Origin of the sequence: Streptosporangium sp. NPDC050855, from assembly GCF_044456585.1 — a bacterium.
Classification (GTDB): Bacteria; Actinomycetota; Actinomycetes; order Streptosporangiales; family Streptosporangiaceae; genus Streptosporangium; species Streptosporangium longisporum.
Map to the genome: position 1 here is coordinate 13,069 of NZ_JBITFY010000015.1, position 25,978 is coordinate 39,046.

A 25,978-nucleotide genomic window follows, 5' to 3' on the forward strand; every position below is an offset into this window, starting at 1 on the left:
GGGCTCAGACCTTCGCGGGGACGGCCTGCGAGGTGTGGTCGAGGGCCTGGAAGACCTCGCGGGTCGCGCTGGAGCGGTTGAAGGTGATGAAGTGGATGCCGGGCGCGCCCTCGTCGAGCAGGGTCTGGCAGAGCTCGGCGGCGTGCTCGATGCCCAGGGCGCGCACGGCGGCCGGGTCGTGGGCGACGGCCGCGAACCGCTCGGCCACCTCGGGCGGGAACGGCGCCCCGGAGAGCTGCTCGGACCTGGCGATGGTGCTGATCTGCGTGACGGGCATGATGCCGGGGATGATCGGCGTGTCGCAGCCCGCCGCCGCCACCCGGTCGCGCAGCCGCAGGTAGTCCTCGGCGCGGAAGAACATCTGCGTGATCGCGTAGTCGGCCCCCGCCCGGCACTTGCGGACGAAGTACTCGGTGTCGGTCTCGATCGACGCCGACCGGGGGTGCTTGTACGGGAAGGCGGCCACGCCGACGCAGAAGTCACCCGACTGGCGGATGAGGCGGACCAGCTCCTCGGCGTACAGGACGCCCTCGGGGTGGCGCACCCACTCGCCCGTGACGTCGCCGGGCGGGTCGCCACGGACGGCGAGGATGTTGCGCACCCCCGCGCCGGCGAACCGGCCGATCAGGTGACGAAGCTCACGGACGGAGTGGTTGACCGCGGTGAAGTGGGCGACCGGGGTGAGCGTGGTCTCGTGCGCGATCCGCTCGACGATGTCGACGGTGCGGTCACGGGTGCTGCCGCCGGCGCCGTAGGTGACGGAGACGAAGGTGGGGTGCAGCGACTCCAGCTCGCGGACGGCGCGCCAGAGCTGGCGCTCCCCCTCGTCGGTCTTCGGGGGGGAGAACTCGAAGGAGAACGAGCGGGCACCGGAGGCGAGGAGCTCGCGGACGGTGGCGGCGCGATCGGGAAGAACAGACGGGCGACCCAGAGCCATGGGGCAAGGATACTTGCCCGGCCCGCGGTACGCCCGGTCAGATGATCGACTCGGCACTTGAGAAGATGATGGGAAACAGCCGTATCTCTAGATCGAAATACCCTCTTGGGCGGTTAATCTCGTTATTTGAGCTTCTCCTGCGATCCGAGCCGGGGATTTTCGACCGCCCCAGATCAGGTCCTCATCGGGCCCGGTTGCAGATGTCCCGAGGTGTCATGCCGTACCGCGGTTCCACAGGTGTCCCGACTCTCCGCCGTCCCGATGGGGGAAATCGTGGCGATCATGCGTACGGTGGTCGGAGTGTCACCGTCGCCGGGCGGATCGTCACGGCGCCCGGCACCGCACCGCGCCTTCCCCCCGGAGCCGTAGCCAAGGGTCTCCACACTGGAGGTATTCGATGACCACTTCCGTGGCCGCGCTGGACACGATCCGCTCCGAAGTGGATCGTGCTCTCCGGTGGTTCGTGGATCGGCAGCGCCCCCAGGTCGGTGCTCCGGAGCTGGTCCCCCTGATCTCCGCGGCCGAGGACTTCCTGGCCGGTGGCAAGCGGCTGCGGCCCGCCTTCTGCTACTGGGGCTGGCGCGGCGCGGGCGGGGGCGACGACCCGGCGGTCTTCACCGCCGCCGCCTCGCTGGAGCTGCTGCAGGCCAGCGCCCTCGTGCACGACGACGTGATGGACGCCAGCGACCGGCGCCGGGGCATGCCCTCGGCGCACCGCAGGTTCGAGACGCTGCACCGCGAGGCGGGCTGGCACGGCTCGGCCGAGCAGTTCGGCGAGGGTGCGGCCATCCTGCTGGGCAACCTGCTGCTCATCTGGTCCGGTGAGATGTGGCGGAACAGCGGCCTGCCGGCCGCCTCCCTGGCGGCGGCCCAGCAGGTCCACGACGACATGCGCACCGAGCTGATGTGCGGCCAGTACTTCGACCTGCTGGAGCAGGCGCACGGCGAGGGCACCTTCGACAGCGCGCTGCGGGTCGCCCTGTTCAAGAGCGGGAAGTACTCCGTGGAGCAGCCGCTCCGGCTCGGCCTGGTGCTGGCGGCGCAGGGCAGGCAGCCGTGGATAGACCGGCTCTGCGAGGAGTACGGGCGGTCGGTGGGCATCGCCTTCCAGCTGCGCGACGACATCCTCGGCGTCTTCGGCGACCCGGACGAGACCGGCAAACCGGCGGGCGACGATCTCCGCGAGGGCAAGCGGACGATGCTGGTGGCCCGTACGCTCGCCGCCGCCTCCGAGGCGCAGGCCCGTGTGGTACGTGCCAGACTGGGCGCCCCGGACCTGGACGCGGACGGGGTGGACCTGCTCCGCGAGATCATCGAGGAGACCGGCGCCCTGGTGGCGTGCGAGGACCTGATCAAGGGCTACCTGGAGAACGCGCTCGGCTCGCTGGAGGGCGCCCCGATCCGCCCCGAGGCCCGTACGGCCCTGGCCGACCTGGCGGTGGCCGCCACCGCCAGGCGCACCTGAGCGACCACCGGTCCCGGACCCGGCCGGGGCCGTTCGGGCGTCCCGGCCCGGCACCTCGTCCGTGGCCCGTTCACGACACCGCCCCGGGGACGTCCGGACGCGGGCCGTTCAGGCGTGGGCGGTCAGCCTCCGCTTGAACTCCGCGGCCGCCGCCTTGGGGTCGTCGGCCTCGGTGATCGCGCGGACGACCACGACGCGGCGCACGCCGTAGGACATGACCTCGTCCAGGTTGTCCAGGTCGATGCCGCCGATGCCGAACCAGGGCCGGTCGGTTTCCAGGGCCGCGGCACGGGTGAGCAGGCCGGGGCCCGGGGCGTGCCTGCCGGGCTTGGTGGGCGTCGGCCAGATCGGGCCGCAGCAGAAGTAGTCGACGCCGGGCTCGACGGCCGCGGCGGCGGCCTCCTCGGGGGCGTGAGTGGAACGCCCGATGAGGATGTCGTCGCCGAGCAGCTCGCGGGCCACCGGCACCGGCAGGTCGCCCTGGCCGAGGTGGAGCACGTCGGGGCGGCACGCGTAGGCGATGTCGGCCCTGTCGTTCACGGCCAGGAGCGTCCCGTGCCGGTCGCAGGCCTCGCGGAAGACGGCCAGGAGGTCGAGCTCCTCGCGCGCCTCCAGGCCCTTCTCGCGCAGCTGCACGATGTCGACCCCGCCCGCGAGGGCGGCGTCGAGGAAGTCCGCGAGGTCCCCCCGGTCACGCCGCCCGTCGGTGCACAGGTACAGCCGGGCGTCAGAAACCGAGCGCCTGGGCACGTCTCTTCACTTCGGTGTGCCGGCCCGCGACGATCGCGTCGACCGGCGACCCCGGCAGGGTGTCGTCGGGCGTGAAGAGCCAGCGGAGCGATTCGACGTCGTCGTACCCGGCGTCGAGGAGGACGGTGAGGGTGCCCGAGAGGCCCTTGACGACCTCCGTGCCGGCGAGGAAGGCGGCCGGGACCTGCGGCTCGCCGCCTCCCCTGCGCACCCCGATGAGCTTGCGGTCCTTGAGAAGTTGCTTGGCGCGACCGGCGCTCAGGTTGAGCCTTCTGGCGACCTCGGTCAGGGTGAGCCACTCGCCCACCAGCTGGTCGGTCTCCCGGTCGATCTGCGCAACAGAAAGCGTCACGAATCCACCACTACCACATCGAGCCCTTCGCCAAACACCCCGCGGCGAGGTTACGCCGCCGTACAGTCGCGCAACGCTATCGCAGGGTCGGCCAGGCGCCCGACGTCCAGGCGCTGCCCGCCCTCGATGAGGCGGCGCCCCTGGACGAGGTCGCGGGGGCGGTTCACCGACAGGACCGCGACGAGCCGGTCCCCGGCGTCCACCCAGCACGTTCCCCACCGGGGTTTTCCCGGGGCGGAGGGGTCGCCGCGCCGGATCGGCCGGGCCCCGTCGTGGTGCCCGGCGTACTGGACCATGTGGCCGAACTGCTCGGACCAGAAGTAGGGCACCGGGTCGTAGACGGCGGCGTCCCCGACCAGCGTGGCCGCGGCCACGTCCGGGGCGCCCAGGGCGGTGTCCCAGTGCTCGACGCGCAGCCTCAGGCCGTAGCGGCGCGACCACCAGGCCGCGCAGTCGCCCACGGCGACCACTCCGGGCAGCGAGGTGTTCAGGTGCTCGTCGGTGACCACGCCGTCGTCGAGCCTGATGCCGGAACCGGCCAGCCACTCGACGGCCGGCCGTACGCCCACGCCGGTGACCACGACGTCGGCCTCGATCGCCGAGCCGTCGGCCAGGGTGAGCCCGCCGTGGTCGACCGAGGCGACCATGGTGCCCAGGCGGAGATCCACTCCCGCCTCGGCGTACCAGGGGACGGTGTGCGCGCCGATCTCGCCGAGCGCGGCGGCCAGCGGGGTGGCGGCGGCCTCGACCACGGTCACCGCGCAGCCGGCCCGGCGGGCGGCGGTGGCCACCTCGGCCCCGATCCAGCCCGCGCCGACGACGGCGACCCGCCTGCCGGGCCCGAGCAGCGAGCGCAGGCCCAGCGCGTCGTCGATGGTGCGCAGCACGTGCTGGGGGCCGTCGCCGCGCAGCCTGATCGGACGGGCCCCGGTGGCCACGACCAGGCCGTCGTAGTCCAGCTCGCCCTCGGTGGTCTCGACCACCCCGGGGTGCAGCCCCTTGGCGGCCACGCCCGCGCGGAAGTCGACCTCCAGCGCGTCGAGGTCGGAGTCGACCACCGTGGAGTCGGTCCCGCCGAGCAACACCGCCTTGGACAGGGGCGGCCGGTCGTAGGGCCGGTGCCGCTCCTCTCCGATCATGGTGATCCTGCCGCCGAACCCTCGGGCCCGTAACGCCTCGACGCTGCGTACACCGGCCAGGCCGGCACCAACCACCACGACATGATTCACACTTCCTGACCATAAGCGTCAGCACCGCCCTCCTACCAACGGTCGTTGGTAACGAAAGCGGGATTTACCTCACATCTGACGCGCTAAGGATGTTGCCGCAACCCTTAGGGTGGAGGAGAAGACGCGCGGGAGCCCGGAACGCACCGGGCTGAGAGGAGGGCAGCGGGGCGAGGCAGGGCCTTCGTGAGCCACGTGACGTGCGAGGAGGTACCGCTCCGGCGGTGCGGCCCGGCACCCGCGGGGCGGGAGGGACCCACCGAGCGACCGCGAGCGGGCCCTCGACCGCCAGGAACCTGATCCGGGTCATGCCGGCGAAGGGAGCGGAGCACGTATGCCCGACCTTTTCGACCTCGTCGTCGTCGGCGGTGGCGTCATCGGCCTGTCGGTGGCCTGGCGGGCCACCGGCCGGGGGCTGAGGGTGGCCGTGGTCGACCCCGCACCCGCCACCTCGCACGCCGCGGCCTCGCACGCGGCCGCGGGCATGCTGGCACCGGTCAGCGAGGTCACCTACACCGAGGAGCCGCTGCTCCGGCTGGGCCTGGCCTCCCTGGAGCGCTGGCCGGCCTTCGCCGCCGAGCTGTCCCGGGCGAGCGGGCACGACCTCGACTACCGCGCCGACGGCACGCTCGACGTGGCCTTCGGAGCCGACGACCTGGCCGCGCTGGACGACCTCGCCGCCTTCACGGCCTCGCTGGGGCTGCCGGCCGAACGGCTCACCGGGCGCGAGTGCCGCCGCCTGGAGCCCATGCTGGCCCCCTCCGTCCGTGGTGGCCTGCTGGCCGGCGGGGACGCCTGGGTGGACCCCAGAAGGGTCACCGCGGCGCTCCTGGCGGCCCTGGGGCGGACGGGCGCCACCCTGGTGCCCGGCCGGGTGACCGGGCTGCTCACGGCCTCGGGCGCGGCCAGCGGCGTACGGCTGGAGAGCGGCGGGCACCTGGACGCGGGCCGGGTGGTCCTGGCCGCCGGCGCCTGGTCGGGTTCCCTGGAGGGGGTGCCGCCCGAGGCGCTGCCCCCGGTGCGGCCGGTCAAGGGCCAGATCATGCGGCTGCGCTCCCCCGAACCGGTGCTGAGCCGCTGCGTGCGCGGCGTCGTGCACGGCTCCCACGTCTACCTGGTGCCGCGCGGCGACGGCGAGCTGGTGGTCGGCGCCACCCAGGAGGAACTCGGCTTCGACACCCGCGTCACCGCCGGGGGGCTCTGGGAGCTGCTGCGCGACGCGCGCGAGCTCGTCCCCGGCGTGACCGAGCTGGAGGTCACCGAGACGATCGCCGGGCTGCGCCCCGGCACCCCGGACAACCTGCCGCTGGTCGGCCCCACGACCGTGCCGGGCCTCGACCTCGCCACCGGCCACCACCGGGGCGGGGTCCTGCTGGCCCCGCTCACCGCCGACCTGTGCGCCGGCGAGGACACCGGGTCCGTACGGCCCGCGGAGCTCGCGGAGCTCGCGGGGCTCGCGGGGCTCGCGGAACTGTGCTCCCCGCTCCGCTTCGCGCGGGGCGCCCCGCGGGCGCCCTCACCGCACGCGCCCGCGCCGGGGCCGTCCCGGCTGCGGGAAGGCGGCCTCGCGGCACGGGAACGCGACCTCACGGAGAACACGACGCGGGAGCATCGATGAACGTGACCATCAACGGCGCCGCCCACGAGCTGCCCGCCGGGGCCACCGTGGCGCAGGCCGTACGGCGGCTGACCGACGCCCCGGGCGGGGTGGCGGTCGCGGTGAACGACGAGGTCGTCCCGCGCGGCGCCTGGGAGTCCACCGCGCTCGGCGAGGCCGACCGCGTCGAGGTGCTGACCGCGGTTCAGGGAGGGTGAACGTGGACGACATGACGGACGACCTGCTCATCGGGGGCGAGAAGTTCTCCTCCCGCCTCATCATGGGCACCGGGGGCGCCCCGTCCCTGGAGATCCTCGACCGGGCGCTCGCCGCCTCGGGGACCGAGCTGACCACGGTCGCGATGCGGCGGCTCGACCCCGCCTCCCGGGGGTCGGTGCTCGACGTGCTGCGCGGGCGCGACATCAAGGTGCTGCCGAACACCGCGGGCTGCTTCACCGCGGGGGAGGCCGTGCTGACCGCCAGGCTGGCCAGGGAGGCGCTGGAGACGAACTGGGTCAAGCTTGAGGTCATCGCCGACGAGCGCACCCTGCTGCCCGACCCCATCGAGACCTTCGACGCGGCCGAGCGGCTGGTCGCCGACGGGTTCACGGTGCTGCCCTACATCGGCGACGACCCGGTGCTGGCCCGCAGGCTGGAGCAGGCGGGCTGCGCCGCGGTGATGCCGCTGGGCTCGCCGATCGGCTCCGGGCTGGGCATCCGCAACCCGCACAACATCGAGCTGATCGTGGAGTTCGCGAACGTGCCGGTGATCCTGGACGCCGGGATCGGCACCGCCAGCGACGCGGCGCTGGCCATGGAGCTGGGCTGCGACGCGGTGCTGCTGGCCACCGCGGTCACCCGGGCGCAGCGGCCGGACCTGATGGCGCGGGCGATGCGCTCGGCCGTGGAGGCGGGCAGGGCCGCGCGCCTGGCCGGGCGGATACCCCGGCGTCGCTACGCGGAGGCATCCTCCCCTCTTCATCGCTAGAAAACGACCACGTCTCGGCATCGGTTTGGGATTCGGGGACCCTGTCGGCGCCAAATCGCCCGTAAACTCGGCCTCGTGGACACGACGCTTACGGATCCCCTGGTCGGGAAACTCCTCGACGGTCGATACCGCGTCGAGTCCCGGATCGCCCGGGGGGGTATGGCGACCGTCTATCTGGCCCTGGACATCCGGCTCGACCGTACGGTCGCCGTGAAGGTGATGCACCGATCCCTGGCCGAGGACCCCGCCTTCGTGCGGCGCTTCATCGGCGAGGCCAAGTCGGTGGCGAGCCTGTCGCACCCCAACGTGGTGCACGTCTTCGACCAGGGGACCGACGGCGACAACGTCTACCTCTCCATGGAGTACGTGCCGGGACGGACCCTGCGCGACGTGCTCCGCGCCCGCGGCAGGCTGCCCGCCCGCGAGGCGCTGGAGGTCATGATCCCGGTTCTCGCCGCGCTGGGCGCCGCCCACCAGTCGGGGCTGGTCCACCGGGACGTCAAGCCGGAGAACGTGCTGCTCGCCGACGACGGCAGGGTCAAGGTCGTGGACTTCGGCCTGGCCCGCGCGATCGAGGCGACCAACCAGACGCGCACCGGCGTCATGATCGGCACCATCGGCTACATGTCGCCCGAGCAGGTGACCGCCGGCGCGACCGACGCCCGCAGCGACGTCTACGCGGCCGGGATCATGCTGTTCGAGCTGCTGACCGGCCGCCAGCCGTACGAGGGCGAGACGCCGATGTCGGTGGCCTACCGGCACGTTCACGACACCGTGCCGGTGCCCTCGGCGGTGCTGCCCGGCTCTCCCCCGCTGCTCGACAACCTGGTGGCCGCGGCGACGGCCCGCGACCCCGCCAACCGGCCGGCGGACGCGACCGCCCTGCTGGTCGCCGCGGTCGAGGCGCACCGGATGCTGCCCCGCGACAGCGTCCCGCATCCGTCCGTGCCGATCGGCGCGCCGCACGCCCACGCCTCCGTGGCGCCCGAGCCGCCCGCCCCGGTCAACCACACGCTGATCCAGCCGCGCACCGACCTGCTCACCGGCCCGGCGGCCGGGACGGGGACGCCCCCGCCCGCCGTTCCCCGGCCGCGCCGTTCGGCGGGCGCCCGCTGGTTCCTCGTCGGGCTGGCCGTGGTCATGGTGATCGCGGTGGGGGTGACCGGCTGGCTGTTCTCGCAGAACACCTCCATCGTCGTGCCCGCCACCCTGGTCGGCAAGAACATCACGGCCGCCACCGACGAGGCCGAGCAGCGGGGCTTCGTCGTCGAGCGGGGCAAGCCCGAGCACGACGAGAAGGCCCCCAAGGGCACCGTGCTCCGTACCGACCCGGTGGCGGGGACCGAGCGCGAGCCGGGCAGCAGGCTGGTCCTCATCGCCTCGGCCGGGCCCAAGAGGGTCGCCGTGCCCAACGTCGTCGGCATGAGCGAGCCGGAGGCCAGGAGCAGGCTCGCCGAGGTCCTGATCACCGTGGACGACGTCAGGAAGCAGGCCAGCGAGACCGTGCCGCGCGGTCAGGTGATGCGGACCGTCCCGGCCGTGGGCAACCTGGTCAAGGAGAACAGCAGGATCGACCTGGTGGTGAGCGCCGGGCTGCTCATGCCGGACGTCAGGGGCATGCCCCGCGACCAGGCCGACGGGGTGCTGCGCGGCGCCGGGTTCACCCCCGAGTTCGTCGAGCAGACCGACAGCGCCCAGCCGTGCACCGTCATCGCCCAGGACCCGCTGCCCAAGGCCGAGATCGACAGGGGCGCCGTGGTCCGGCTGACCCTGTCGCAGTGCAACAGCGAATGGCAGTGGCCGTGGGAGCGGGATCGGCAGCGGGAGGGCGAGCAGCCCGGCGGTGAGGAGGGCGACAACGTCGTGGTCATCCCGAACATCGTGTTCAAGGACTTCAGGGCCGCCCGGGACGAGCTGCGCGCCGCCGGGGTGCGGGTCAAGATGAAGCGCACCCTGGGACGGGGCAGGGTGGTGGCCCAGCTCCCGCCGGGCGGGCAGTCGGTCCCCCCGGGCACCGAGGTCACCATCTGGTACTGATCCGCCGGTTACTGACCCGCCGGTGCCGGACCGGCCGCGGACGCTGCCCCGACCGTCGGTGCGGCTCAAGGGCGACTCAGGGCCGTGGACGCGGTCCCGACCGTCGGTGCGGCTCAGGAGCGGCTCGGAGGCCGTGGACGCGGCTCAGGATCGTGGACGCGGCTCAGGATCGCACGCGGCCTCAGGGCCGGTCGGTGGCGAGGAAGCCGTGCAGGCGGACCCTGGCGAGGCCGCCGTCGGGATGGATGTCCACCCTGGCGTACGCGGCCACGGGCGCGTCCGCGATGCGGAAGCGGTGCCGGGTGTCCGGCAGCAGGCGGGTCCTGGGCAGCAGCGGGAACCAGGTCTCGCCGTCCGCGGTGCCGGTGATCCCGGCCTCGGCGGGGGCGTTGAAGACCAGGTTGGCGGTGTCGATCTCGGCGAGCCTGACGACCCCCGGACCGGCCAGGCGGATCACCATCCAGTCGTTGCCGCCGTCACGCCGTCGGGCGGTCTCCCACCCCTCGGCCTGGTGGCGGGCGAGCCCCGGCGAGATCGCGTTGTTCGGCGAGGAGTAGAACTCGTCGGAGCAGGCCGTGACCAGGGCGCCGTTCTCCAGCGCGGCCAGGTCCAGGCCGAGCCCGTCGTACACCGACAGGTCGCACCTGACCTCGCCGTGCACCCGGAGCCGGGCGACGCCCCCGTCGGGGAGGATGCTCAGCCGCACGTGCGTGTACCGGCGCTCGTCGGACACCTCGAAGAAGTGCTCGGCGTCCCCCGTCAGAGGGCTGACGGGCACCACCTCCACCCAGTCGGCGGCCTCCAGCTCGGCGGGCGCCGGGTAACCCTCGACCTCGGCGGCCTCCACGCGTGCGCGGGGCGGGTAGTTGCCCTTGAACCAGGCGGTGTCGATCACGACGCCGCGGATCACGCCGGGCATGCCGAGCCGCACCAGGGCCCAGTCGTGGCCGGGCTCGCGCCGCCTGCGGGTCTCCCAGCCGTCGTACACCTGCCCCTTGGCACCGAAGGTGTGCGGCCTGAAGGCGGGACGGCCCGGCCTGATCAGGTTCTCCCGCTCGGCGAAGGACTCGTCGTTGGCCGCGACGACCGAGCCGCCGAGGCTGCGCAGGGCCAGGTCGGGCAGTGCGGTGAACTCGGTCAAGGAAGAGGCCTCTCACGTCGGACGGACGGGTGATCGGACGATGCGGGCGGACGGGCGATCCGTAGGAGCGACCGGACGGGCCGAGCGGAGCGAAGCGGACGAGGTCAGTGGAGTGGGCGGAGTCGGCGGGCGGGTCGGGGCGGGTTCACCGCAACGCGGCGGGCCCCCTACAACAGGGTCCCCCGGGGTTCCTTCCCCACCACCCGGCCGCGCAGCCAGGTGGTGCGCACCTCACCCCTCAGCGTCCTGCCGTGGTAGGGGGTGACCGGGTTGCGGTGGTGCAGCGCGGCGGCGTCCACGGTGTGCACGGCGTCGGCGTCGAAGGCGACCAGGTCGGCGTCACCGCCCACGACGATGGCCCCCTTGCCGCGCAGCCCGGCCAGCGCGGCCGGGTTCCCGGCCATCCAGCGGACGACGTCCTCCAGGCCGTGCCCGCGCCGCGCCGCCTCGGTCCAGACGGCGGTCAGGCCGACCTGGAGGGAGGAGATCCCGCCCCAGGCCGCGGCGAAGTCGGGCACCTTGAGGTCGGGGGTGGACGGCGAGTGGTCGGAGACGACGCAGCCGAGCACGCCGTCGGCGAGACCGCGCCAGAGCTCGTCGCGGTTGGCCGCGGACCGGATCGGCGGGCAGCACTTGAACCGGGTGGCGCCCTCGGGCACCTCCTCGGCCGTCAGCGTGAGGTAGTGCGGGCAGGTCTCGGCACTGAGCCTGACCCCCTCCCGCACGGCCCTGGCCAGCGGTTCCAGGCAGAGCGCGGACGAGACGTGCAGGATGTGCGCGCGCACCCCGGTCTCCCCGGCCAGCTCGGCGACCCGTTCGACGGCCCGGCGCTCGGACTCCCCCGGCCGCGAGCCGAGGAACTCGGCGTACCCCGGCCCCGACGGGTCGGCGAGCAGCGCGGGATCCTCGGCGTGCACGATCAGCAGCCCGTCGAACGAGGCGATCTCCTCCATGGCGGCCCGCAGCCCGCCGGTGTCCAGCGGCGGGAACTCCTCCACGCCCGACGGGGACAGGAAGCACTTGAAGCCGCGCACGCCCGCCTCGTGCAGTGCCCGCAACTCCCCGGTGTTACCGGGGATCGCCCCGCCCCAGAAGGCGACGTCCACCGCGCACTGCCCGGCCGCGGCCCTCCGCTTGACGGCCAGGGCGTCGGCGTTCACGGTCGGCGGCAGCGAGTTGAGCGGCATGTCCACGATCGTGGTGACCCCGCCCGCCGCGGCGGCCCTGGTGGCCGTGGCGAACCCCTCCCAGTGGGTACGGCCGGGCTCGTTGACGTGCACGTGGGTGTCGACGAGGCCGGGCAGCAGCGCGACGTCGCCGAGGTCGACCCGCTCGGCGACGTCGAGGCCCGCGTAGGGGTCGGTGTCACGGCCGGTGTCGCGGGGGTGGACCGCGACGATCCTCCCGTCCCGTACGGCGACCGCCGCCGGTCCCTCCCCGGAGGGCAGCACGACCCGGCGCGACCGGATGACCAGATCCGGCCGCTCGCCGGCGCCCGCGCTCATCGCGATTCCCCCGTGAGCCCTCGCCGCACGCGAGCGGTCGACGCCACGGCGGTCACGACGGCCGTCGCAGTGACCGTCGCGGCGGCCATCACGACGGCGGTCGCAGTGGCCGTCGCGATGGAGGCCGCAGTGGCGGTCGCATTGGCCGTCGCGGTGGAGGTCGCAGTCGCGGTGGAGGTCGCGGTGGCCGTCACAGGTGCCGCTCCGCGACCGTGCGGGCCAGCCGCTCCAGCAGCGGCCCGGCCTGGGCCATGCAGACGGCCGGGTCCGGTTCCAGGTCGGTGAGCGCGTAGGCGGCCGTGATGCCCGCCGCCCTCAGCTCCTCGTCCCCCAGGGTGCGGCGCCCGCAGACCGCGACGACCGGCACCCCCGCCTCGGCCGCGGCGTCCGCGACCCCCGCGGGCGCCTTGCCGCGCAGCGTCTGCTCGTCGAGCGACCCCTCGCCGGTGATGACGAGGCGCGCACCGGCGAGGTGGTCGCGGAAGCCGAGCAGGTCCAGGAGGTAGTCGATGCCGGGCCGGAACTCGGCCCCCAGGAAGGCGAGCGCGGCGAACCCGACCCCGCCCGCGGCGCCCGCGCCCGGCTGTCCGGCCACCCCCATCGAGCGGACGATCCCGTCGTGCTCGGCGGCTCCGACCAGGCCGTGGGTGTGCGCGGCGACCGCGGCGAGACGGGCGAGGGCGGCGTCGAGCAGCTTCACCTCGTCCGGGTTCGCGCCCTTCTGCGGGGCGTAGACGGCGGCGGCGCCGTACGGGCCGAGCAGCGGGTTGTCCACGTCCCCCGCCACCACGAACTCCACCTGGTCGATCGCGACGAGACCGGACATGTCGATCTTGTCCAGGTCGGCCAGGGCGGCTCCTCCGGGCGGGAGATCCCGGCCCTCGGCGTCCAGGAAGCGGACGCCGAGTGCCCGCATCATGCCCGTGCCCCCGTCGGTGCAGGCGCTGCCCCCCAGGCCGAGGACGATCCGCCGGGCACCGCGCCGTACGGCGTGGGCGATCAGCTCGCCGGTGCCCTGGCTGGTCGCGGTGAGCGGGGCCGTCTCGACGCCCTCGTGCGCGACCGATCCGGGATCCCGGGCGACCGGCCCGGAGGAGAGGGGCAGCCGCCGCAGGCCGGACGCCTCGGCCAGCTCGACGACCGCCGTCGGCACGTCCGCGGCGACCGGGGAGCCGGAAGCAGCCGGAGAGACGGAAGGAGCCGACGGTCCGGAAGCAGCCGGAGGTCCGGAGGGAGCCGAGGCACCGGAAGGAGCCGGGGAGCCGGAAGGGGCCGGGGCATCGGAAGCGTCCGGGGAGGAGCCGTCCCGCGCCCCTCCCGGGCGGGCGTCGCGCCAGGCGTAGGAGGCGAGGACCGGAACGCCCACGGGCCCGGTGACCTCCACCTCGACGCGGGTGAACCCGCAGGCCACCACCGCGTCCACGGTGCCGTCACCGCCGTCGGCCACCGGCAGCGCGACCGTGGTGACGCCCGGCCCCAGGCCCGCGGCGACCCGCGCGGCGACCTCGGCCCCGGTCAGCGACCCCTTGAACTTGTCCGGGGCGATCACGACGTGTCCCGACGACTCAGACAACCCTGCTCCCTGCTGGCGAAGGGGACGGCACGCGTTCCCGGCCGGTACGAGCGGACGGGAGGCGGACACCGGACCCGATGAGACGGAGGACCATCTTGGCATCCGTCCCCGCGCGCCCCGACGCCCGGCCCTTTCCCGCCGTCCCGGCTGCCGGGACGCTCATCCGAGCCGCCGTCCCGGCCCCACGCCACGACGCTCACGCGAGCCGTCGTCCCGGCCACCGGAGCGTTCACGCGAGCCCGGCGACGTGCTCGGGGCGGAGCGGCACCCGGTTCAGCGCAAGGCCGGTGGCGTCGCGGACGGCCGCCACGATCGCGGGCGTCGAGGAGAGCGTGGGCGGCTCCCCGGCACCGCGCAGCCCGTACGGGGCACGCGGATCGGGGTTCTCCAGGATGTCCAGCCGCATCGGCGGCATGTCCAGGATCGTGGGGATCAGGTAGTCGGTGAACGAGGGGTTGAGCACCAGCCCGTCGCGGACCTGGATCTCCTCCATCAGCGCCAGCCCCAGCCCCTGCGCGGTGCCGCCGTGGATCTGCCCCTCCAGCGAGACGCGGTTGAGGATCCTGCCCACGTCCTGCACGGCCGCCAGCTCCACCACCTTGACCAGGCCCAGCTCCACGTCCACGTCCACCACGGCGCGGTGCACGCAGAGCGCGAGCTGGGTGTGCGAGGCGCCCTGCCCGGTGAGCGGGTCCATCCGCTCGGTGGGCGCGTGGTGGTACTCGCGGGTCTCCTCGATCACGGCGTCGCCCAGCACGTCCTCGACGGCGACGCCCGCGCCGCCACCGGCCGGGACGACCTCGCCACCGGCCAGGCAGAGGCCGCCGGGCGCGGTGCCGAGCCGTGCCGCGGCCAGGGTCAGCACCCGGTCCCGCACCGCCCGGCAGGCCGTCATCACCGCGCCTCCCGACATGTACGACTGGCGGGAGGCCGAGCTGGAGCCCGCGTCGCCGACCCGGTTGTCGGCCGGTTGGATGACGACCCGCTCGACGCCCAGTTCGGTGCGGGCGATCTGCGCCTGGACGGTGACCAGTCCCTGGCCGACCTCGGCGGCGGCGGTGTGCACCAGCACGGTGGCCCGGCCGCCGATCACCTCCAGCCGGACGCGGGCGGTGGAGAAGTCGTCGAAGCCCTCGGAGAAGCAGATGTTCTTCAGGCCCACGCCGTAGCCGACGCCGCGCCGCACCCCCTCCCCGCGGGTGGTCTGCGAGGCGCCACCGGGCAGGCTGAGCGGGTCGAGCGGGTCGGCCGTGTCCAGCGGGGCGGGCATCGGCAGCTCGCGGACCCGTTCGAGCATCTCGGCCATGGGCAGCGGGGCGGCGACCACCTGCCCGGTGGCCAGCACGCCCCCCTCGGACAACGCGTTGACCTGCCGTACCGTGAGGGGGTCGAGGCCGCAGGCGTCGGCCAGCCGGTCCATCATCGACTCGTAGGCGAAGCACGCCTGCACCGCGCCGAAACCGCGCATCGCGCCGCACGGCGGGTTGTTGGTGTAGACCCCGTACGCGTCGATCCTGATGTTCGGGATCGTGTAGGGGCCGACGCCGAGCGAGGCCGCGTTGCCGACCACGGCCATCGTCGAGGAGGTGTAGGCGCCGCCGTCGAGGAGGATCTCCACGTCGGCGTACAGGAGCCTGCCGTCGCGGGTGGCGCCGTACTCGTAGCGCATCTCGGCCGGGTGCCGGTGGACGTGCCCGAAGAACGACTCCTGCCGGTTGTAGACCATCTTGACGGGCCGGCCGGTGCGGAGCGCGAGCATGGAGGCGTGGATCTGCATCGACAGGTCCTCGCGCCCGCCGAAGGCGCCGCCGACGCCCGAGAGCGTCATCCGGATCCGCGCCTCGGGCAGGCCGAGGCAGGGGGCGATCTGCTTGATGTCGTTGTGCACCCACTGGGTGGCGACGTAGAGGTCGACGCCGCCGTCCTCGGCGGGCACGGCCAGTCCGGACTCCGGGCCGAGGAACGCCTGGTCCTGGATGCCGACCCGGTACTCGCCGGAGACCACCACCTCGGCCCGCGTCCTGGCCTCGTCGACGTCGCCGACCCTGACGGGCTGGTGGCGGACGAGGTTGCCGCGCGGCTGCACCGGCGGGCAGGACGGGTCGAAGGCCGCCCTGCGGGCGTCGGTCAGCGGCTCCAGCACCTCGTAGTCGACCCTGATCATCTCCAGCGCCCTGCGCGCGGTCTCCGGGTGGTCGGCCGCGACCAGCGCGACCGGCTCGCCCTGGTGGCGCACCTCGTCGAAGGCGAGCACCGGCTGGTCCGGGATGTGGTCCAGGCCGAAGTGCTTGCTGCCGGGCACGTCCTCGTGGGTGAGGACGGCCGCCACCCCGGGGTGCGCGAGGGCCTCGGAGACGTCGACGGCGACGATCCGGGCGCGCGGGTGCGGGCTGCGCAGGGTGGCGCCCCACAGCATGCCGTCCATCCACAGGTCGGAGGAGTAGGCGAACTCCCCCCTGACCTTGAGCGTCCCGTCGGGCCGCGGCGGGCTGTCGCCCACTCCCCCGGAGCCGGGGGCCGCGATCTCGCGCGGCGCCCGCGCGGGGGCGGTGCGGGCCCGCGCGGCCGTTCCCGTACCCGTTCCGGCGCGCGTCCCCGTACCCGGGACCGGTGCGGGCCCGTTCATCGCCCGACCTCCCGGTCGGCGGAGAAGCCCCGCTCGTCGGCCAGCCGGACGAGGCGGCGGTGCGCCTCGGCTCCGGCGCGGCCCAGCTCGTCCTGGGCGACGGTACGCAGCTCGTCGTCCTCGACGACGGTCCTGCCGCCCACCAGCAGCCGGGCCAGCTCCGGCTGCCGGGTGCCGAAGACCAGGGCGCAGACCGGGTCGTCGACCGCGGAGGCGAAGGCCCCGGTCCGCCACAGCGCGATGTCGGCCAGTTTCCCCGCCTCCAGGGAGCCGAGCTCCTCCTGCCGTCCCAGGTTCCTCGCCCCGCCGAGGGTGGCGAGCTCCAGAGCCTGGCGGGCGGTGAGCGCGGTCGGCCCGTACCGGGCCCGCTGGAACAGCAGGGCCTGGCGCATCTCCCCCGACAGCGAGGTCAGCTCGGCCGAGGCGCTGCCGTCCACCCCCAGGCCGACGTTCGCCCCCCGCCGCAGCATCTCGGAGACGCGGGCGATCCCGGCGCCGAGGCGGCCGTTGGAGCTGGGGCAGTGCGCCGAGCCGGTACCGGTCTGGGCGAAGACGTCGATGTCGTCGTCGCTGAGGTGGACGGCGTGCGCGAACCACACGTCCGGGCCGAGCCAGCCGAGCTTCTCCATGTACGCGACCGGACGCTGCCCGACCTGCTCCAGGCAGTGCTCCTCCTCGTCCAGGGTCTCGGCGAGGTGGGTGTGCAGGCGTACCCCCTTGGACCTGGCCAGCGCGGCGGACTCGACCATCAGGTCGGCGCTGACCGAGAACGGCGAGCAGGGGGCGACCGCGACGCGGAGCATGGAGGAGAAGGACGGGTCATGGTAGGTGTCGACGGCCTCGGCGGTCGCCTCCAGGATGTCGTCCAGCCGCTCGACCACCACGTCCGGCGGCAGGCCGCCCTGCGACCGTCCCCGGTCCATCGAGCCGCGGGCCGGGTGGAAGCGGACGCCGACCCGCCGGGCCGCCTCGATCTCGGCGGCGAACAGGTCCCCGCGCCCGGAGGGGAAGATGTAGTGGTGGTCGCTGGAGGTCGTGCAGCCCGACAGCGCCAGGTGCCCCAGCCCCGCGCCGGCCGCGCCCGCGACCACCTCGGCGTCCATCGCGGCCCACACCTGGTAGAGCGCGGTCAGCCACTCGAACAGGGTGGCGTCCTGGGCGAGCCCCTGGGAGGCCCACTGGTAGAGGTGGTGGTGGGTGTTGACCAGGCCCGGCGTGGCCAGGCAGCCGGTCCCGTCGATCCGGACGGCACCGTCCGCATCCGGGGCGGGCCCCGCGCCGAGGGCCGCGATCCGGTCGCCCTCGACGTGGAGGTACCCCGACGCGATCTCCGGGCCGACGACCGGGGCGATGTGGACGTTCTCGATCAGGACGGTGCTCATCGGCGCTCCTCGGGCGTGGGGGTGCCGCCGTACGGCACGGGATCGTCTCCGGCCCTGCGCGCCGCGGCGACGCGCACGGCGTCGAGGATCTTCTCGTACCCGGTGCAGCGGCACAGGTTGCCCGCCAGGGCCTCGCGGATCTCCGCATCGGACGGCCGCGGCACCCGTTCGATCAGGTCGTGCGCCTGCACGACGAGACCGGGGGTGCAGAAGCCGCACTGGACGGCACCGCACTCGGCGAACGCCTCCTGGACCGGGTCGAGCCGGTCGCCGTCGGCCAGCCCCTCGACCGTGCGGACCGACCGGCCCTCGGCCTGCCCGGCCGCGACCAGGCACGCGCAGACCGGCAGGCCGTCCAGGTAGACCGTGCACGAGCCGCACTCGCCCTGCTCGCAGGCGTTCTTGGAACCGGGCAGGCCGACCCGCTCGCGCAGCACGTACAGCAGGCTCTCGCCCTCCCAGACGTCGTCGGCGGTCTCACTGCGGCCGTTGACGGTGAAGGTGACGCGCATCAGCCGGCCCTCCTCTCGAAGTGCCCGGAGCGCAGCTCGTTCCACGCCCAGGTGAGGGTGCGCCGCGCCATCACCGCGACGGCGTGGCGCCGGTAGGAGGCGGTGCCGCGCACGTCGTCGATCGGCGAGGCGGCCTCGGCGGCCAGCTCGCCGAAGCGCGCGAGCACCCCGGGGTCGAGCCGGGCCTCCCAGTCGAGCTCGGCGGCCAGGAACTCCTCGGCGGCGACGGCGCGGCGCGGCGTCGGGGCGGCCGAGCCGATGCCCGTGCCGACCCGGCGCTCGCCGGGGTGCAGCGCGATCGCGAACGAGCAGACCGCGATCACCATCGCGTTGCGGGTGCCGACCTTGGAGAAGTACTGCGGGCCGGTCGCCGGAACGATCCAGAACGCCCGGATCAGCTCGTCGGCCTCCAGCGCGCTGCGCTTGACCCCCAGGTAGAAGCCGTCGGCCGTGATCATCCGGGTGCCCCGGGCCGCGGACTCGACCTCGACGACCGCTCCGGCGGCCAGCAGCGGCGGGTGGGAGTCCCCGGCGGGCGAGGCCGCGCCGAGGTTGCCTCCCACGGTGGCCCGGTTGCGGATCTGCGGAGAGCCGACCGTGCGGGAGGCCTGCGCCAGGCCGGGCAGCCGGTCGCCCAGCTCGGCGATGAGCCGCGCGTACGTCACGCCCGCCCCGACCCTGAGCCGGCCGTCGGGCTCCTCGCTCCAGTCGGCCAGACCGGCGACCCCGGTCAGGTCGAGCAGCCCCTCCGGGCGCCGCGTGTCGAAGTTGAGCTCGACCATCATGTCGGTGCCGCCCTGGACGGGCGCCAGCCCGGGCCGCTCCGCCTTGGCGGCCAGGGCCTCCGCCCACGTGGCGGGTCGCAGGAAGTCCATGCGTCACTCCCAGCTGAAGCGGGCCTCGGGGGCGTCGTCGCGCAGTACGGCCCCCTCGATCAGCCCGTAGGGACGGTCGGCGGCGTGGAACACCTCGTTGGGGTTGTCCATCCCGAACGGGGTGAGGTCCACCGTGAAGTGGTGCCTGTTCGGCAGGGCCAGGCGCACCTCGCAGATCTCGTCACGGGCGTTCAGCACCCGCTCGCCCATCGCGTAGAGCGTCTGCTGCAGCGACAGGCTGTAGGTCCCGGCGAACGCCTCGACCAGGTGGCGGCGCACCTCGTCGTACGACTCACCGTACGACGCCGCCCTTCCCGGCCCGGCGGGCAGGTGCCGCCAGCGGGCCGAGACCTCGGTGGCCAGGACGCGGTCCGCGGTGGGCCGCAGGGTGGTGTACTCGTCCTCGGCGAACCCGGAGAACTCCGAGTCGGTCGAGTTGAGCACCACCAGGTCCTTGAGCCCGGAGACGACCGTGGTCGTGCCGTCGGCGTCGTGGTGGACCAGGCAGGTGCGGGTCTCCCGTCCCGAGCGGACGAAGGAGTGGCGCCGGTCGCCCGCCCCCGGGCCCGCGGCCGAGGCCGGCACCGGGATGCGGTCCCAGAAGTGCTCCTCGACCGACACCCGGGCGTGGTGGACGGCCGGCTGGGACCCCACGTAGTGGCGGGCCAGCAGGATCGCGAAGTCCTCGATCTCGGCCACGCCGTGCTTCCTGGCGAAGGCGTACACGGTGTTCTTCTGGGTGTCGGTGGGCAGCACCGCGGTGTTGTCGCCGGTGAGGTGGACGGCCTCCATGTCGCCGGACAGGGCCGTGGAGACCGTGAGGTCCTTGAGGTGGTGGACCCCGCCGTCCCTGACGACGCGGACCAGGCGGACCTCGGCCTTGCCGTAGCGGTTGGGACCGAGAACGACGCGCACGCTAGCTCCCCCGGTACGTCGAGTAGGCGAACGGGCTGAGCAGCAGGGGCACGTGGTGGTGCTCCCCCGGGTCGGCCACGGTGAAGTCGATCGAGACCCGCGGGTAGAAGGCGTCCACCGCGCGGGAGGCGAAGTAGCCGCCGGTGTCGAAGACCAGCCGGTGGGCGCCCGCACCGCACGTCCACCCGGTGATCCGGCCGTCGGCGTCGGTGACCCCCTCGGCGAGCACCTCGCCGTCCCGTTCCAGCCGGACCGCGACCCCGGCCGCGGGCCTGCCGAGGGCGGCGTCCAGCACGTGCGTGGACAGGCTCACGCGGCCTCCCCGGAGAACAGGCCGCTCACGGGGTCTCCCCGATGGGACGGGGTCACGGGGTCCTCCCGCAAAGGCGGGTTCACGGGGTCTCCTCCGGAGCCGGGGTGGTCCCGAGGAGCCTGGCCAGCCTCAGGCGGGTGATCGCGGCGAGTTCGGTCCTGACCACGTCCTGCTCGGCCTCCTCGTCGTTGCCGAGCCGCCGCGTGAGGCGTTCCAGCATCTCCTCGGCCGACAGGCCGGTGGCGCAGACCAGGTAGACGTGGCCGAACCGCCGCTCGTAGGCGCGGTTGCCCTCGGCCAGGCCCTCCAGCAGCTCGGGCCCGGCCGCGCCGACCCCCGACTGTTCCCGGCGGGACCAGGCCGACTCCCGTCCGGTGTCCTGGGGGCCGGGCGCCTGCCCGATCCTGGGGTGGGCCGCCAGCGCCTCCAGCACGTCCGGCCAGTCCAGTTCCCGTACGGCGGCCTCTGCCGCGCCGGCCAGCCGGTCCGCGTCGGGGTAGGGGCGTGCCGCGGCCACCCGCCGGGCGAAGGCCCTGCTCGCGCAGCAGGCCAGCAGCTCGGCCTCGGCCTCGCCGGCGTCCAGCGCGTTGAACGCGGCGAGCCCGTCGGGCGGCGGGGCGGGGTTCACCGTGGGCATGTCAGCCAGTACACACACCGTGAGCGCCCGCGGTCCACCGGCAGGACGTCCGAACCGTGGCAAGGGTCCGCCATGAGTTTTCGTAACATGCTCCGAACCTGCCGGTGCCCGGGGCTCGGTTACCCTCACGACATGCGGCTGAGCGCACTGCTGGAGACGACCGGGCTGGGCCTGTCGCTGGTGTCCGGCCGCGACGAGCCCGACCCGGTGCTGCGCTGGGTCGTCACCACCGACCTGCTCGACCCCGGCCGCTACCTCGCCGGGGGCGAGCTGGTCCTCACCGGGCTGGTCTGGCGCCAGGACGCGGCCGACAGCGAGACGTTCGTCCGGTGCCTGGCCGAGGCCGGGGTGTCGGCGCTGGGGGCGGGCGACCCCGACCGCGACGAGCTCCCGCCCGACCTGGTGCGGGCCTGCCTGCGGCACCGGATCCCGCTGCTGCACGTACCGGCCGCGCTCTCCTTCGCCGAGCTGACCGAGCACGTCGTACGGCGCCTGTCGTCGGGCAGGGTCTCGGACATCAGCGCCGTCCTCGACCGGCACCGGCGGCTCGTCGCCGGGGTCACCGCGGGCGCGGGCCTGGGCCCGGTGCTCCGCCTGGTCGGCCACGACCTGGGCATGCCCTGCTGGGTGCTGACCCCGGCCGGGCGGGTGGTGGCGGGCTCGCACCCGCTCCCCGAGGGCGCGGCCAGGCCGCTGGCCAGGGGTTTCCTGACGGCCAAGCGGATGCCGTACGTCCCTCCCGGCGCGGAGCGCTACTCCGTGCTCGCGGTGGACGAGCAGTCGACGCCCCGGGTCGCCGACTGGTTCCTGGCCTTCGAGGGCGCCTGGCAGGACTGGTCGCCGGAACGGCGGGCGCTGGCCTCGGAGCTGGCCGCGGTGGTCGCGCTGGAGCGCGCCCGCCTGGACGACCGGCTGACCCCGGAGGGGCGGACGGCCCAGGAGCTGGTCGGGCTCGTCCTGTCCGGGGGCAGGCCGGACGACTTCCTGCCCCGGCTGCGGGCCACCGGCCTGCTGTCCGAGCGCGGCTACGTGGCGGTGTCGGCGACCGCGCGCGGAGACCTGCGGCCGGGCGAGCTCCGCGTCGTGGTCAAGGAGATCCTGCACCCGATGTGCGCCGTCCCCGCGGTCGGGGTGGCCGGGGGCGGCGGGGGCGCCGGGGACGAGATCATCGCGCTTCTTCCCGCCCCGGGACCGGGCGGCGCGGGAGAGGGCGCCGCGGGGACCGACGTCACCGCCGTGGTGCGCGAGGCCGTACGGGACCTCGCGCCCGGTCTCGGCAGCGGCGGGCTCACCGCCGGGGTCAGCGGCGTCGTCCCGGTGGAGGGGCTGCTCGGCGCGGTCGAGGAGGCCCGGCACGCCCGGCGGATGGCCGAGGACCGCCCGCAGCCGGACGCGGTCGTGGGCCACGACGAGCTGGCCACCCACCTGCTGCTGCTCGCCTCCGTCCCCGACGACGTGCGGCGGGTGTTCCGGGCCCGGCTGCTGGACCCGCTGCACGACTACGACCGCGCGCACCGCGCCGACCTGGTGGGCACGCTGGAGGCGTTCCTGCGGGTCTCGGGCTCGTGGACCCGGTGCGCCGAGATCCTGCACGTGCACGTCAACACGCTGCGTTACCGGATCCAGCGCATCGAGGAGCTGACCGGCCGCGACCTGTCCGGCCTGGAGGACCGCGTGGACTTCTTCCTGGCCCTGCGGCTGGGATGACCGCGTCCTCCGGCCCGGACGACTGACCGATGATCGCGCCCCCCGGCCGGGATGATCCGCCGATGACCGTGTCCCCGGGTCCGGACGATCCGCCGATGACCGTGTCTCGGCGGCCCGGACGACCCGCCGGAGGTCGTCCCCGGACGGGAGACCGCGGACGGGCACGGCGCGGGAACGGTGCCCCGGTGGGGAGAGCGCCTAAAATGGCCTCACCATGACTCCTCTCTCCCCCATCGGCGGACACGTCTCCGTCACCGGCGGCCTCGCCAAGGGCGGGCTGAAGTACGCGGCCGACATCGGCGCCGAGATGATCCAGGTGTTCGTCACCAACCCCCGGGGCTGGGCGCTCGCCGCGGGCGATCCCGCCCAGGACGCCAAGCTGCGCGACTCGGGCGTGCTCTCCTTCGTGCACGCGCCGTACCTCGTCAACCTGGGGTCCCCCAGCCCGGACACCCTGGACAAGTCCCTGGCCACGGTGCGGCACGGCCTGCTGCGCGCCCACGCGATCGGTGCGAAGGGGCTGGTCGTCCACACCGGGTCGGCGGTGAGCCAGTCCCGCGACGACGCCATGCGCCAGCTGCACGAGCGGGTCCTGCCGCTCCTGGAGGAGATCCCCGACGACGGGCCCGATCTGCTGCTGGAGTCGATGGCCGGACAGGCCGGGATGCTCTGCAGGACCGTCCAGGATCTGGAGCCCTACCTGGAGGCCCTCGAATGGCACCCCAAGGCGGGCGTCTGCTTCGACACCTGTCACTCCTTCTCCGCCGGTCACGACCTGTCGACGTCCGAGGGCGTCAAGGAGACCCTCGACGCCCTGCAGGCGATCGCCCCCGGGCGGCTCAAGCTGATCCACGCCAACGACTCCAAGGACGAGTGCGGCTCCTCGCGGGACCGGCACACGAACTTCGGCGCCGGTCACATCGGCGTCCTGCCCTTCATGGACATGCTGCGCCATCCGGTGGCCGCGGGGGTGCCGTTCTGCATCGAGACCCCGGGAGGGGCCGAGAAGCACCGCGCGGACATCGAGGTGCTCAAGAAGCTGCGTGAGGGCGAGATCCCCGACCTCACGACCGTCACCGTCGAGGTCGACAGCGTCGAGGTCAGCAGCGTCGAGGTGGAGGAGACCGAGGTCCGCCAGACCCCGGCACGGAAGACCAGGGTCCGCAAGACCAAGGTGCGGAAGACCGAGGTCCACAGCGTCGAGATCCGCGAGACCGAGGTCGGCGGTGCCGAGGTCCGCGAGACCGAGGTCACCGAGGTCCGCGGTGCCGAGGTGAGCAGCGTCGAGGTGCACGACGTCGAGGTCGAAGCCGTCGAGATCCCGGCCTCCCGCCCCGAGGCGTCGATCCCCCAGCCGTCGACGCCGGCCCGCTGAGATCGCACCCGGCTCCCCGGAACCGCGTGCGATGCCGGTGGCCGGGTGAAGGCCACGGGGCCGGACGGCGGGCCCGTCCCCGGCGAAGACCGCAGGATCGAGCGGGACGCCCGTCCCCGGACGAAGGTCATCGAGCAGGACGGCGGGCCCGTCCCCGGCGAAGAGCGTGGAATCGGACGGGACGCCCGTCCCCGTGATCCGGCCGCCCCCGTGTGGCCGGATCACGGACAGGTCCCCTGCGCGGGCGTCCCGTCGTATCGGAGATCGGCGGCCCCTTCCCCCCGGTAAGGACCCGGCGGCCGATGACCGGACCTCGCCGGTTACCGGCGATCGCCCGGTGCCCGCGCATCAGGTCTTGTGCGAGCCTCGCGGCTCTGTCCCCCCTGATGCGGCGGGTCTCGCTCTCCGATGAGGGAACACTAAAGGCGCGTCCGGACGGACGAGATGCGCTTGACGCCCAGCGCGATTAACGGCGTGTAGTTGTCGATGTGCGGAGGGCACCGGCACGACGAGCGGCGGACGGCGGACGACGAGCGGTCGATCCGGGGCCCATGGGGCCGGTGGGGACCCGCCGGGGCGTGGAATCGCCGTCGCGGTGCGACCGGCTCACGGCACGCTCGACCGGCCGGTACGCGATCGCCGCAAGGGCACGCCGGACGGTCCCGGGGCGGCCCGGGACGAAGACCCGAAGGAAATGGCGAAGGGCGAGCCCGGGCGGCCGGAGTCCTGCGAACGACGCCGGACCACGGCCACGACCTCCTACGAGGGGCAGGAGCGGCCCGAGAACGCCGTCAACGGCTCCGCGGGCGGCCGCGGAGCCTTCAGACGGTCACCGCAGGGCGGCGGAGGGCACGGGCCTGTTCTGGACCGCGCGCGACGCGGCGGCCATCCCCGGCGCGCTCGAAGCCCTCGGAGCACTCGAAGAACCGGAGGTGCTCGAAGAACCGGAGGTGCTCGAAGAACCGGAAGCAGCCGGAGCACCGGAGACCCTCCGGGAGCCCGGAGCATCCGAGACGTCCAGGGCGCTCGAAGCCACCGGGGCACCCAGCACACCCGGCGTACCCGACGGGCCCCGCACACCCGACGGGCCCGAAACACCCGACGGGCCTCGCACACCCGATGCCCCCGAAACACCCGGCGGGCCCGAGACACCCGGCGGGCCCGAGACACCCGACGCCCCCGGGGCGCCCGGCACCGCGGGCCCCCCGGGCTCGCCCGCCGTGTCGCCCATGTCCGGCATCCCGGCGGCGACACCGGTGATGCCCGGCACGTCCGGCCGGTCGCGGAACTGGCGGACGAGCCGCTCGCGGACCTGGCGGGTGTGGCGGCGGCTGACCGGGAGCGTCTCGGTGCCCACCCGGAGCGTCACCCGGCCGGCGTCGAAGCGCAGCTCGCTCACGTGCCGTACCGAGACCAGCGTGCTGCGGTGCACCCGGATGAACCCCGAGCCGGCCCAGCGCCGTTCCAGGGCGGCCAGCGACATGCGCACCAGGTAGCCGCCCTCCTCGGTGTGCAGGCGGACGTAGTCGCCCTTGGCCTCGGCGTACCAGACCGCCTGCTGGGGGACGAACCTCGTCCGCCCGGCCAGCTCCACCGGGATGACGTCCTCGGGCACCGGCTCCGTGGCCGCGGAGGACGCGTACTCCAGGCGCCGTACGGCCTCGGCCAGCCGGTCGGCCCTGACCGGCTTGAGGAGGTAGTCGACCGCCTCCAGCTCGAACGCCTGCACCGCGCAGTTCTCGTGGGCGGTGACGAAGACCAGCCGGGGCGGGTTCGGGAAGCCCGCGATGAGCCTGGCCAGGTCCAGGCCGTCGAGGCCGGGCATCCGGATGTCGAGGAAGACCCCGTCCAGCCGCTCGCCCGTGCCGATCATCTGGACCATGTCCTGGAGTGCGGTGACGCCGCCGACCGCCGTGGAGACATGCTCGATCCGGGGGTCCTGGCGGAGAAGATATGCGATCTCCTCAAGGGCGGGGACCTCGTCGTCAACGGCCAGGACTCGCAACATGACCCTACGCTGTCCCTTCCAGCACACTCACCGCAACCCGCATGGCAACTTCGGGTA

Annotated in this window: 20 protein-coding genes and 2 pseudogenes; 7 read left to right on the top strand and 15 right to left on the bottom strand. The window is 74.1% G+C overall.

All coding sequences use genetic code 11. The features are described 5' to 3' along the window. Positions 1 to 4 precede the first annotated feature (4 nt). Positions 5 to 937, bottom strand: a complete 933-nt coding sequence (metF, locus tag ACIBCT_RS27320) for a methylenetetrahydrofolate reductase [NAD(P)H] (protein WP_399193257.1) — start codon at positions 935 to 937, stop codon at positions 5 to 7. A 397-nt stretch (positions 938 to 1,334) separates the two neighbouring features. On the opposite strand from metF, the gene ACIBCT_RS27325 reads away from it, so the two are divergent. Further along, positions 1,335 to 2,402 carry a polyprenyl synthetase family protein gene (locus tag ACIBCT_RS27325; RefSeq protein ID WP_399193259.1) on the top strand — a complete coding sequence of 356 codons (1,068 nt, stop codon included), beginning with the start codon at positions 1,335 to 1,337 and terminating at the stop codon, positions 2,400 to 2,402. Between the two features lie 108 nt (positions 2,403 to 2,510). On the opposite strand, the gene thiE is transcribed toward ACIBCT_RS27325, so the two are convergent. Genes thiE through ACIBCT_RS27340 form a run of 3 tightly spaced genes read right to left on the bottom strand, consistent with a single transcriptional unit; the run spans position 2,511 to position 4,733 of the window. After that, entirely contained in the window at positions 2,511 to 3,152 is a 642-nt protein-coding gene (gene thiE, locus ACIBCT_RS27330; protein WP_399193261.1) for a thiamine phosphate synthase, read from the bottom strand. Continuing rightward, complete coding sequence (locus ACIBCT_RS27335; protein ID WP_344896565.1) at positions 3,130 to 3,504, bottom strand: Rv2175c family DNA-binding protein; 375 nt, start codon at positions 3,502 to 3,504, stop codon at positions 3,130 to 3,132. Before ACIBCT_RS27335 ends, thiE begins: the two co-directional genes overlap by 23 nt. Positions 3,505 to 3,554: 50 nt before the next feature. Beyond that, on the bottom strand, positions 3,555 to 4,733 hold the full coding sequence (locus ACIBCT_RS27340) for an NAD(P)/FAD-dependent oxidoreductase (protein ID WP_399193264.1): 1,179 nt from the start codon (positions 4,731 to 4,733) through the stop codon (positions 3,555 to 3,557). Positions 4,734 to 5,064: 331 nt separating this feature from the next. Here ACIBCT_RS27340 and thiO point away from each other — a divergent pair, with 331 nt between their 5' ends. From thiO to pknB, 4 genes are all read left to right on the top strand, one after another. Further along, on the top strand, positions 5,065 to 6,348 hold the full coding sequence (gene thiO / locus ACIBCT_RS27345) for a glycine oxidase ThiO (protein WP_399193265.1): 1,284 nt from the start codon (positions 5,065 to 5,067) through the stop codon (positions 6,346 to 6,348). Next, positions 6,345 to 6,545, top strand: a complete 201-nt coding sequence (gene thiS / locus ACIBCT_RS27350) for a sulfur carrier protein ThiS (protein ID WP_399193267.1) — start codon at positions 6,345 to 6,347, stop codon at positions 6,543 to 6,545. Before thiO ends, thiS begins: the two co-directional genes overlap by 4 nt. A gap of 11 nt (positions 6,546 to 6,556) precedes the next feature. Continuing rightward, positions 6,557 to 7,315, top strand: a complete 759-nt coding sequence (locus ACIBCT_RS27355) for a thiazole synthase (RefSeq protein WP_399193636.1) — start codon at positions 6,557 to 6,559, stop codon at positions 7,313 to 7,315. Positions 7,316 to 7,390: 75 nt separating this feature from the next. Continuing rightward, positions 7,391 to 9,352 carry a Stk1 family PASTA domain-containing Ser/Thr kinase gene (gene pknB, locus ACIBCT_RS27360; protein WP_399193269.1) on the top strand — a complete coding sequence of 654 codons (1,962 nt, stop codon included), beginning with the start codon at positions 7,391 to 7,393 and terminating at the stop codon, positions 9,350 to 9,352. 181 nt (positions 9,353 to 9,533) lie between these two features. On the opposite strand, the gene alc is transcribed toward pknB, so the two are convergent. The 10 genes from alc to uraD form a co-directional block, all read right to left on the bottom strand. Continuing rightward, entirely contained in the window at positions 9,534 to 10,493 is a 960-nt protein-coding gene (alc, locus tag ACIBCT_RS27365; protein WP_399193271.1) for an allantoicase, read from the bottom strand. Positions 10,494 to 10,660: 167 nt separating this feature from the next. Next, positions 10,661 to 11,998, bottom strand: a complete 1,338-nt coding sequence (allB, locus tag ACIBCT_RS27370) for an allantoinase AllB (RefSeq protein WP_399193273.1) — start codon at positions 11,996 to 11,998, stop codon at positions 10,661 to 10,663. Positions 11,999 to 12,188: 190 nt separating this feature from the next. Then, positions 12,189 to 13,571: a glycerate kinase gene (locus ACIBCT_RS27375; protein ID WP_399193275.1), complete on the bottom strand. Its 1,383-nt coding sequence runs from the start codon at positions 13,569 to 13,571 to the stop codon at positions 12,189 to 12,191. Between the two features lie 229 nt (positions 13,572 to 13,800). Next, positions 13,801 to 16,197, bottom strand: coding sequence for a xanthine dehydrogenase subunit D (gene pucD / locus ACIBCT_RS27380; protein WP_399193277.1), 2,397 nt, complete (start codon positions 16,195 to 16,197; stop codon positions 13,801 to 13,803). Beyond that, positions 16,194 to 17,579, bottom strand: a complete 1,386-nt coding sequence (locus ACIBCT_RS27385) for an 8-oxoguanine deaminase (protein ID WP_399193279.1) — start codon at positions 17,577 to 17,579, stop codon at positions 16,194 to 16,196. Before ACIBCT_RS27385 ends, pucD begins: the two co-directional genes overlap by 4 nt. After that, positions 17,576 to 18,091: a (2Fe-2S)-binding protein gene (locus tag ACIBCT_RS27390; protein ID WP_399193281.1), complete on the bottom strand. Its 516-nt coding sequence runs from the start codon at positions 18,089 to 18,091 to the stop codon at positions 17,576 to 17,578. Before ACIBCT_RS27390 ends, ACIBCT_RS27385 begins: the two co-directional genes overlap by 4 nt. Beyond that, positions 18,091 to 18,966 carry an FAD binding domain-containing protein gene (locus ACIBCT_RS27395; RefSeq protein WP_399193283.1) on the bottom strand — a complete coding sequence of 292 codons (876 nt, stop codon included), beginning with the start codon at positions 18,964 to 18,966 and terminating at the stop codon, positions 18,091 to 18,093. Before ACIBCT_RS27395 ends, ACIBCT_RS27390 begins: the two co-directional genes overlap by 1 nt. A 3-nt stretch (positions 18,967 to 18,969) precedes the next feature. Beyond that, positions 18,970 to 19,881, bottom strand: coding sequence for a factor-independent urate hydroxylase (gene pucL, locus ACIBCT_RS27400; RefSeq protein ID WP_399193284.1), 912 nt, complete (start codon positions 19,879 to 19,881; stop codon positions 18,970 to 18,972). 1 nt (position 19,882) lies between these two features. Next, positions 19,883 to 20,194 carry a hydroxyisourate hydrolase gene (gene uraH / locus ACIBCT_RS27405; RefSeq protein ID WP_344896529.1) on the bottom strand — a complete coding sequence of 104 codons (312 nt, stop codon included), beginning with the start codon at positions 20,192 to 20,194 and terminating at the stop codon, positions 19,883 to 19,885. A 79-nt stretch (positions 20,195 to 20,273) separates the two neighbouring features. Continuing rightward, the gene (gene uraD, locus ACIBCT_RS27410; RefSeq protein ID WP_399193287.1) at positions 20,274 to 20,831 is read right to left on the bottom strand and encodes a 2-oxo-4-hydroxy-4-carboxy-5-ureidoimidazoline decarboxylase; all 558 of its coding nucleotides are present in this window, start codon (positions 20,829 to 20,831) and stop codon (positions 20,274 to 20,276) included. 132 nt (positions 20,832 to 20,963) lie between these two features. Between uraD and ACIBCT_RS27415 the strand changes: the two genes are divergently transcribed. Together ACIBCT_RS27415 and ACIBCT_RS27420 are read left to right on the top strand one after the other, a co-directional pair. Further along, a complete protein-coding gene (locus ACIBCT_RS27415) occupies positions 20,964 to 22,538 on the top strand; it encodes a PucR family transcriptional regulator (RefSeq protein ID WP_399193289.1) in 1,575 nt (524 codons plus the stop codon). A gap of 214 nt (positions 22,539 to 22,752) precedes the next feature. Continuing rightward, positions 22,753 to 23,586 (top strand): annotated as a pseudogene (locus tag ACIBCT_RS27420) (deoxyribonuclease IV); the annotation flags it as partial. Positions 23,587 to 25,195: 1,609 nt separating this feature from the next. Here the strand turns inward: ACIBCT_RS27420 and ACIBCT_RS27425 are convergent. Next, positions 25,196 to 25,921, bottom strand: a pseudogene (locus ACIBCT_RS27425) (LytR/AlgR family response regulator transcription factor); the annotation flags it as partial. Positions 25,922 to 25,978 lie beyond the last annotated feature (57 nt).

What these genes read in the sequence shown, in the direction of transcription:
- metF (WP_399193257.1), bottom strand. Translation starts at nt 937, where the DNA reads ATGGCTCTGGGTCGCCCGTCTGTTCTTCCCGATCGCGCCGCCACCGTC.
- ACIBCT_RS27325 (WP_399193259.1), top strand. Translation starts at nt 1,335, where the DNA reads ATGACCACTTCCGTGGCCGCGCTGGACACGATCCGCTCCGAAGTGGAT.
- thiO (WP_399193265.1), top strand. Translation starts at nt 5,065, where the DNA reads ATGCCCGACCTTTTCGACCTCGTCGTCGTCGGCGGTGGCGTCATCGGC.
- thiS (WP_399193267.1), top strand. Translation starts at nt 6,345, where the DNA reads ATGAACGTGACCATCAACGGCGCCGCCCACGAGCTGCCCGCCGGGGCC.
- ACIBCT_RS27355 (WP_399193636.1), top strand. Translation starts at nt 6,557, where the DNA reads ATGACGGACGACCTGCTCATCGGGGGCGAGAAGTTCTCCTCCCGCCTC.
- allB (WP_399193273.1), bottom strand. Translation starts at nt 11,998, where the DNA reads ATGAGCGCGGGCGCCGGCGAGCGGCCGGATCTGGTCATCCGGTCGCGC.
- pucD (WP_399193277.1), bottom strand. Translation starts at nt 16,197, where the DNA reads ATGAACGGGCCCGCACCGGTCCCGGGTACGGGGACGCGCGCCGGAACG.
- ACIBCT_RS27385 (WP_399193279.1), bottom strand. Translation starts at nt 17,579, where the DNA reads ATGAGCACCGTCCTGATCGAGAACGTCCACATCGCCCCGGTCGTCGGC.
- ACIBCT_RS27390 (WP_399193281.1), bottom strand. Translation starts at nt 18,091, where the DNA reads ATGCGCGTCACCTTCACCGTCAACGGCCGCAGTGAGACCGCCGACGAC.
- ACIBCT_RS27395 (WP_399193283.1), bottom strand. Translation starts at nt 18,966, where the DNA reads ATGGACTTCCTGCGACCCGCCACGTGGGCGGAGGCCCTGGCCGCCAAG.
- uraD (WP_399193287.1), bottom strand. Translation starts at nt 20,831, where the DNA reads ATGCCCACGGTGAACCCCGCCCCGCCGCCCGACGGGCTCGCCGCGTTC.
- ACIBCT_RS27415 (WP_399193289.1), top strand. Translation starts at nt 20,964, where the DNA reads ATGCGGCTGAGCGCACTGCTGGAGACGACCGGGCTGGGCCTGTCGCTG.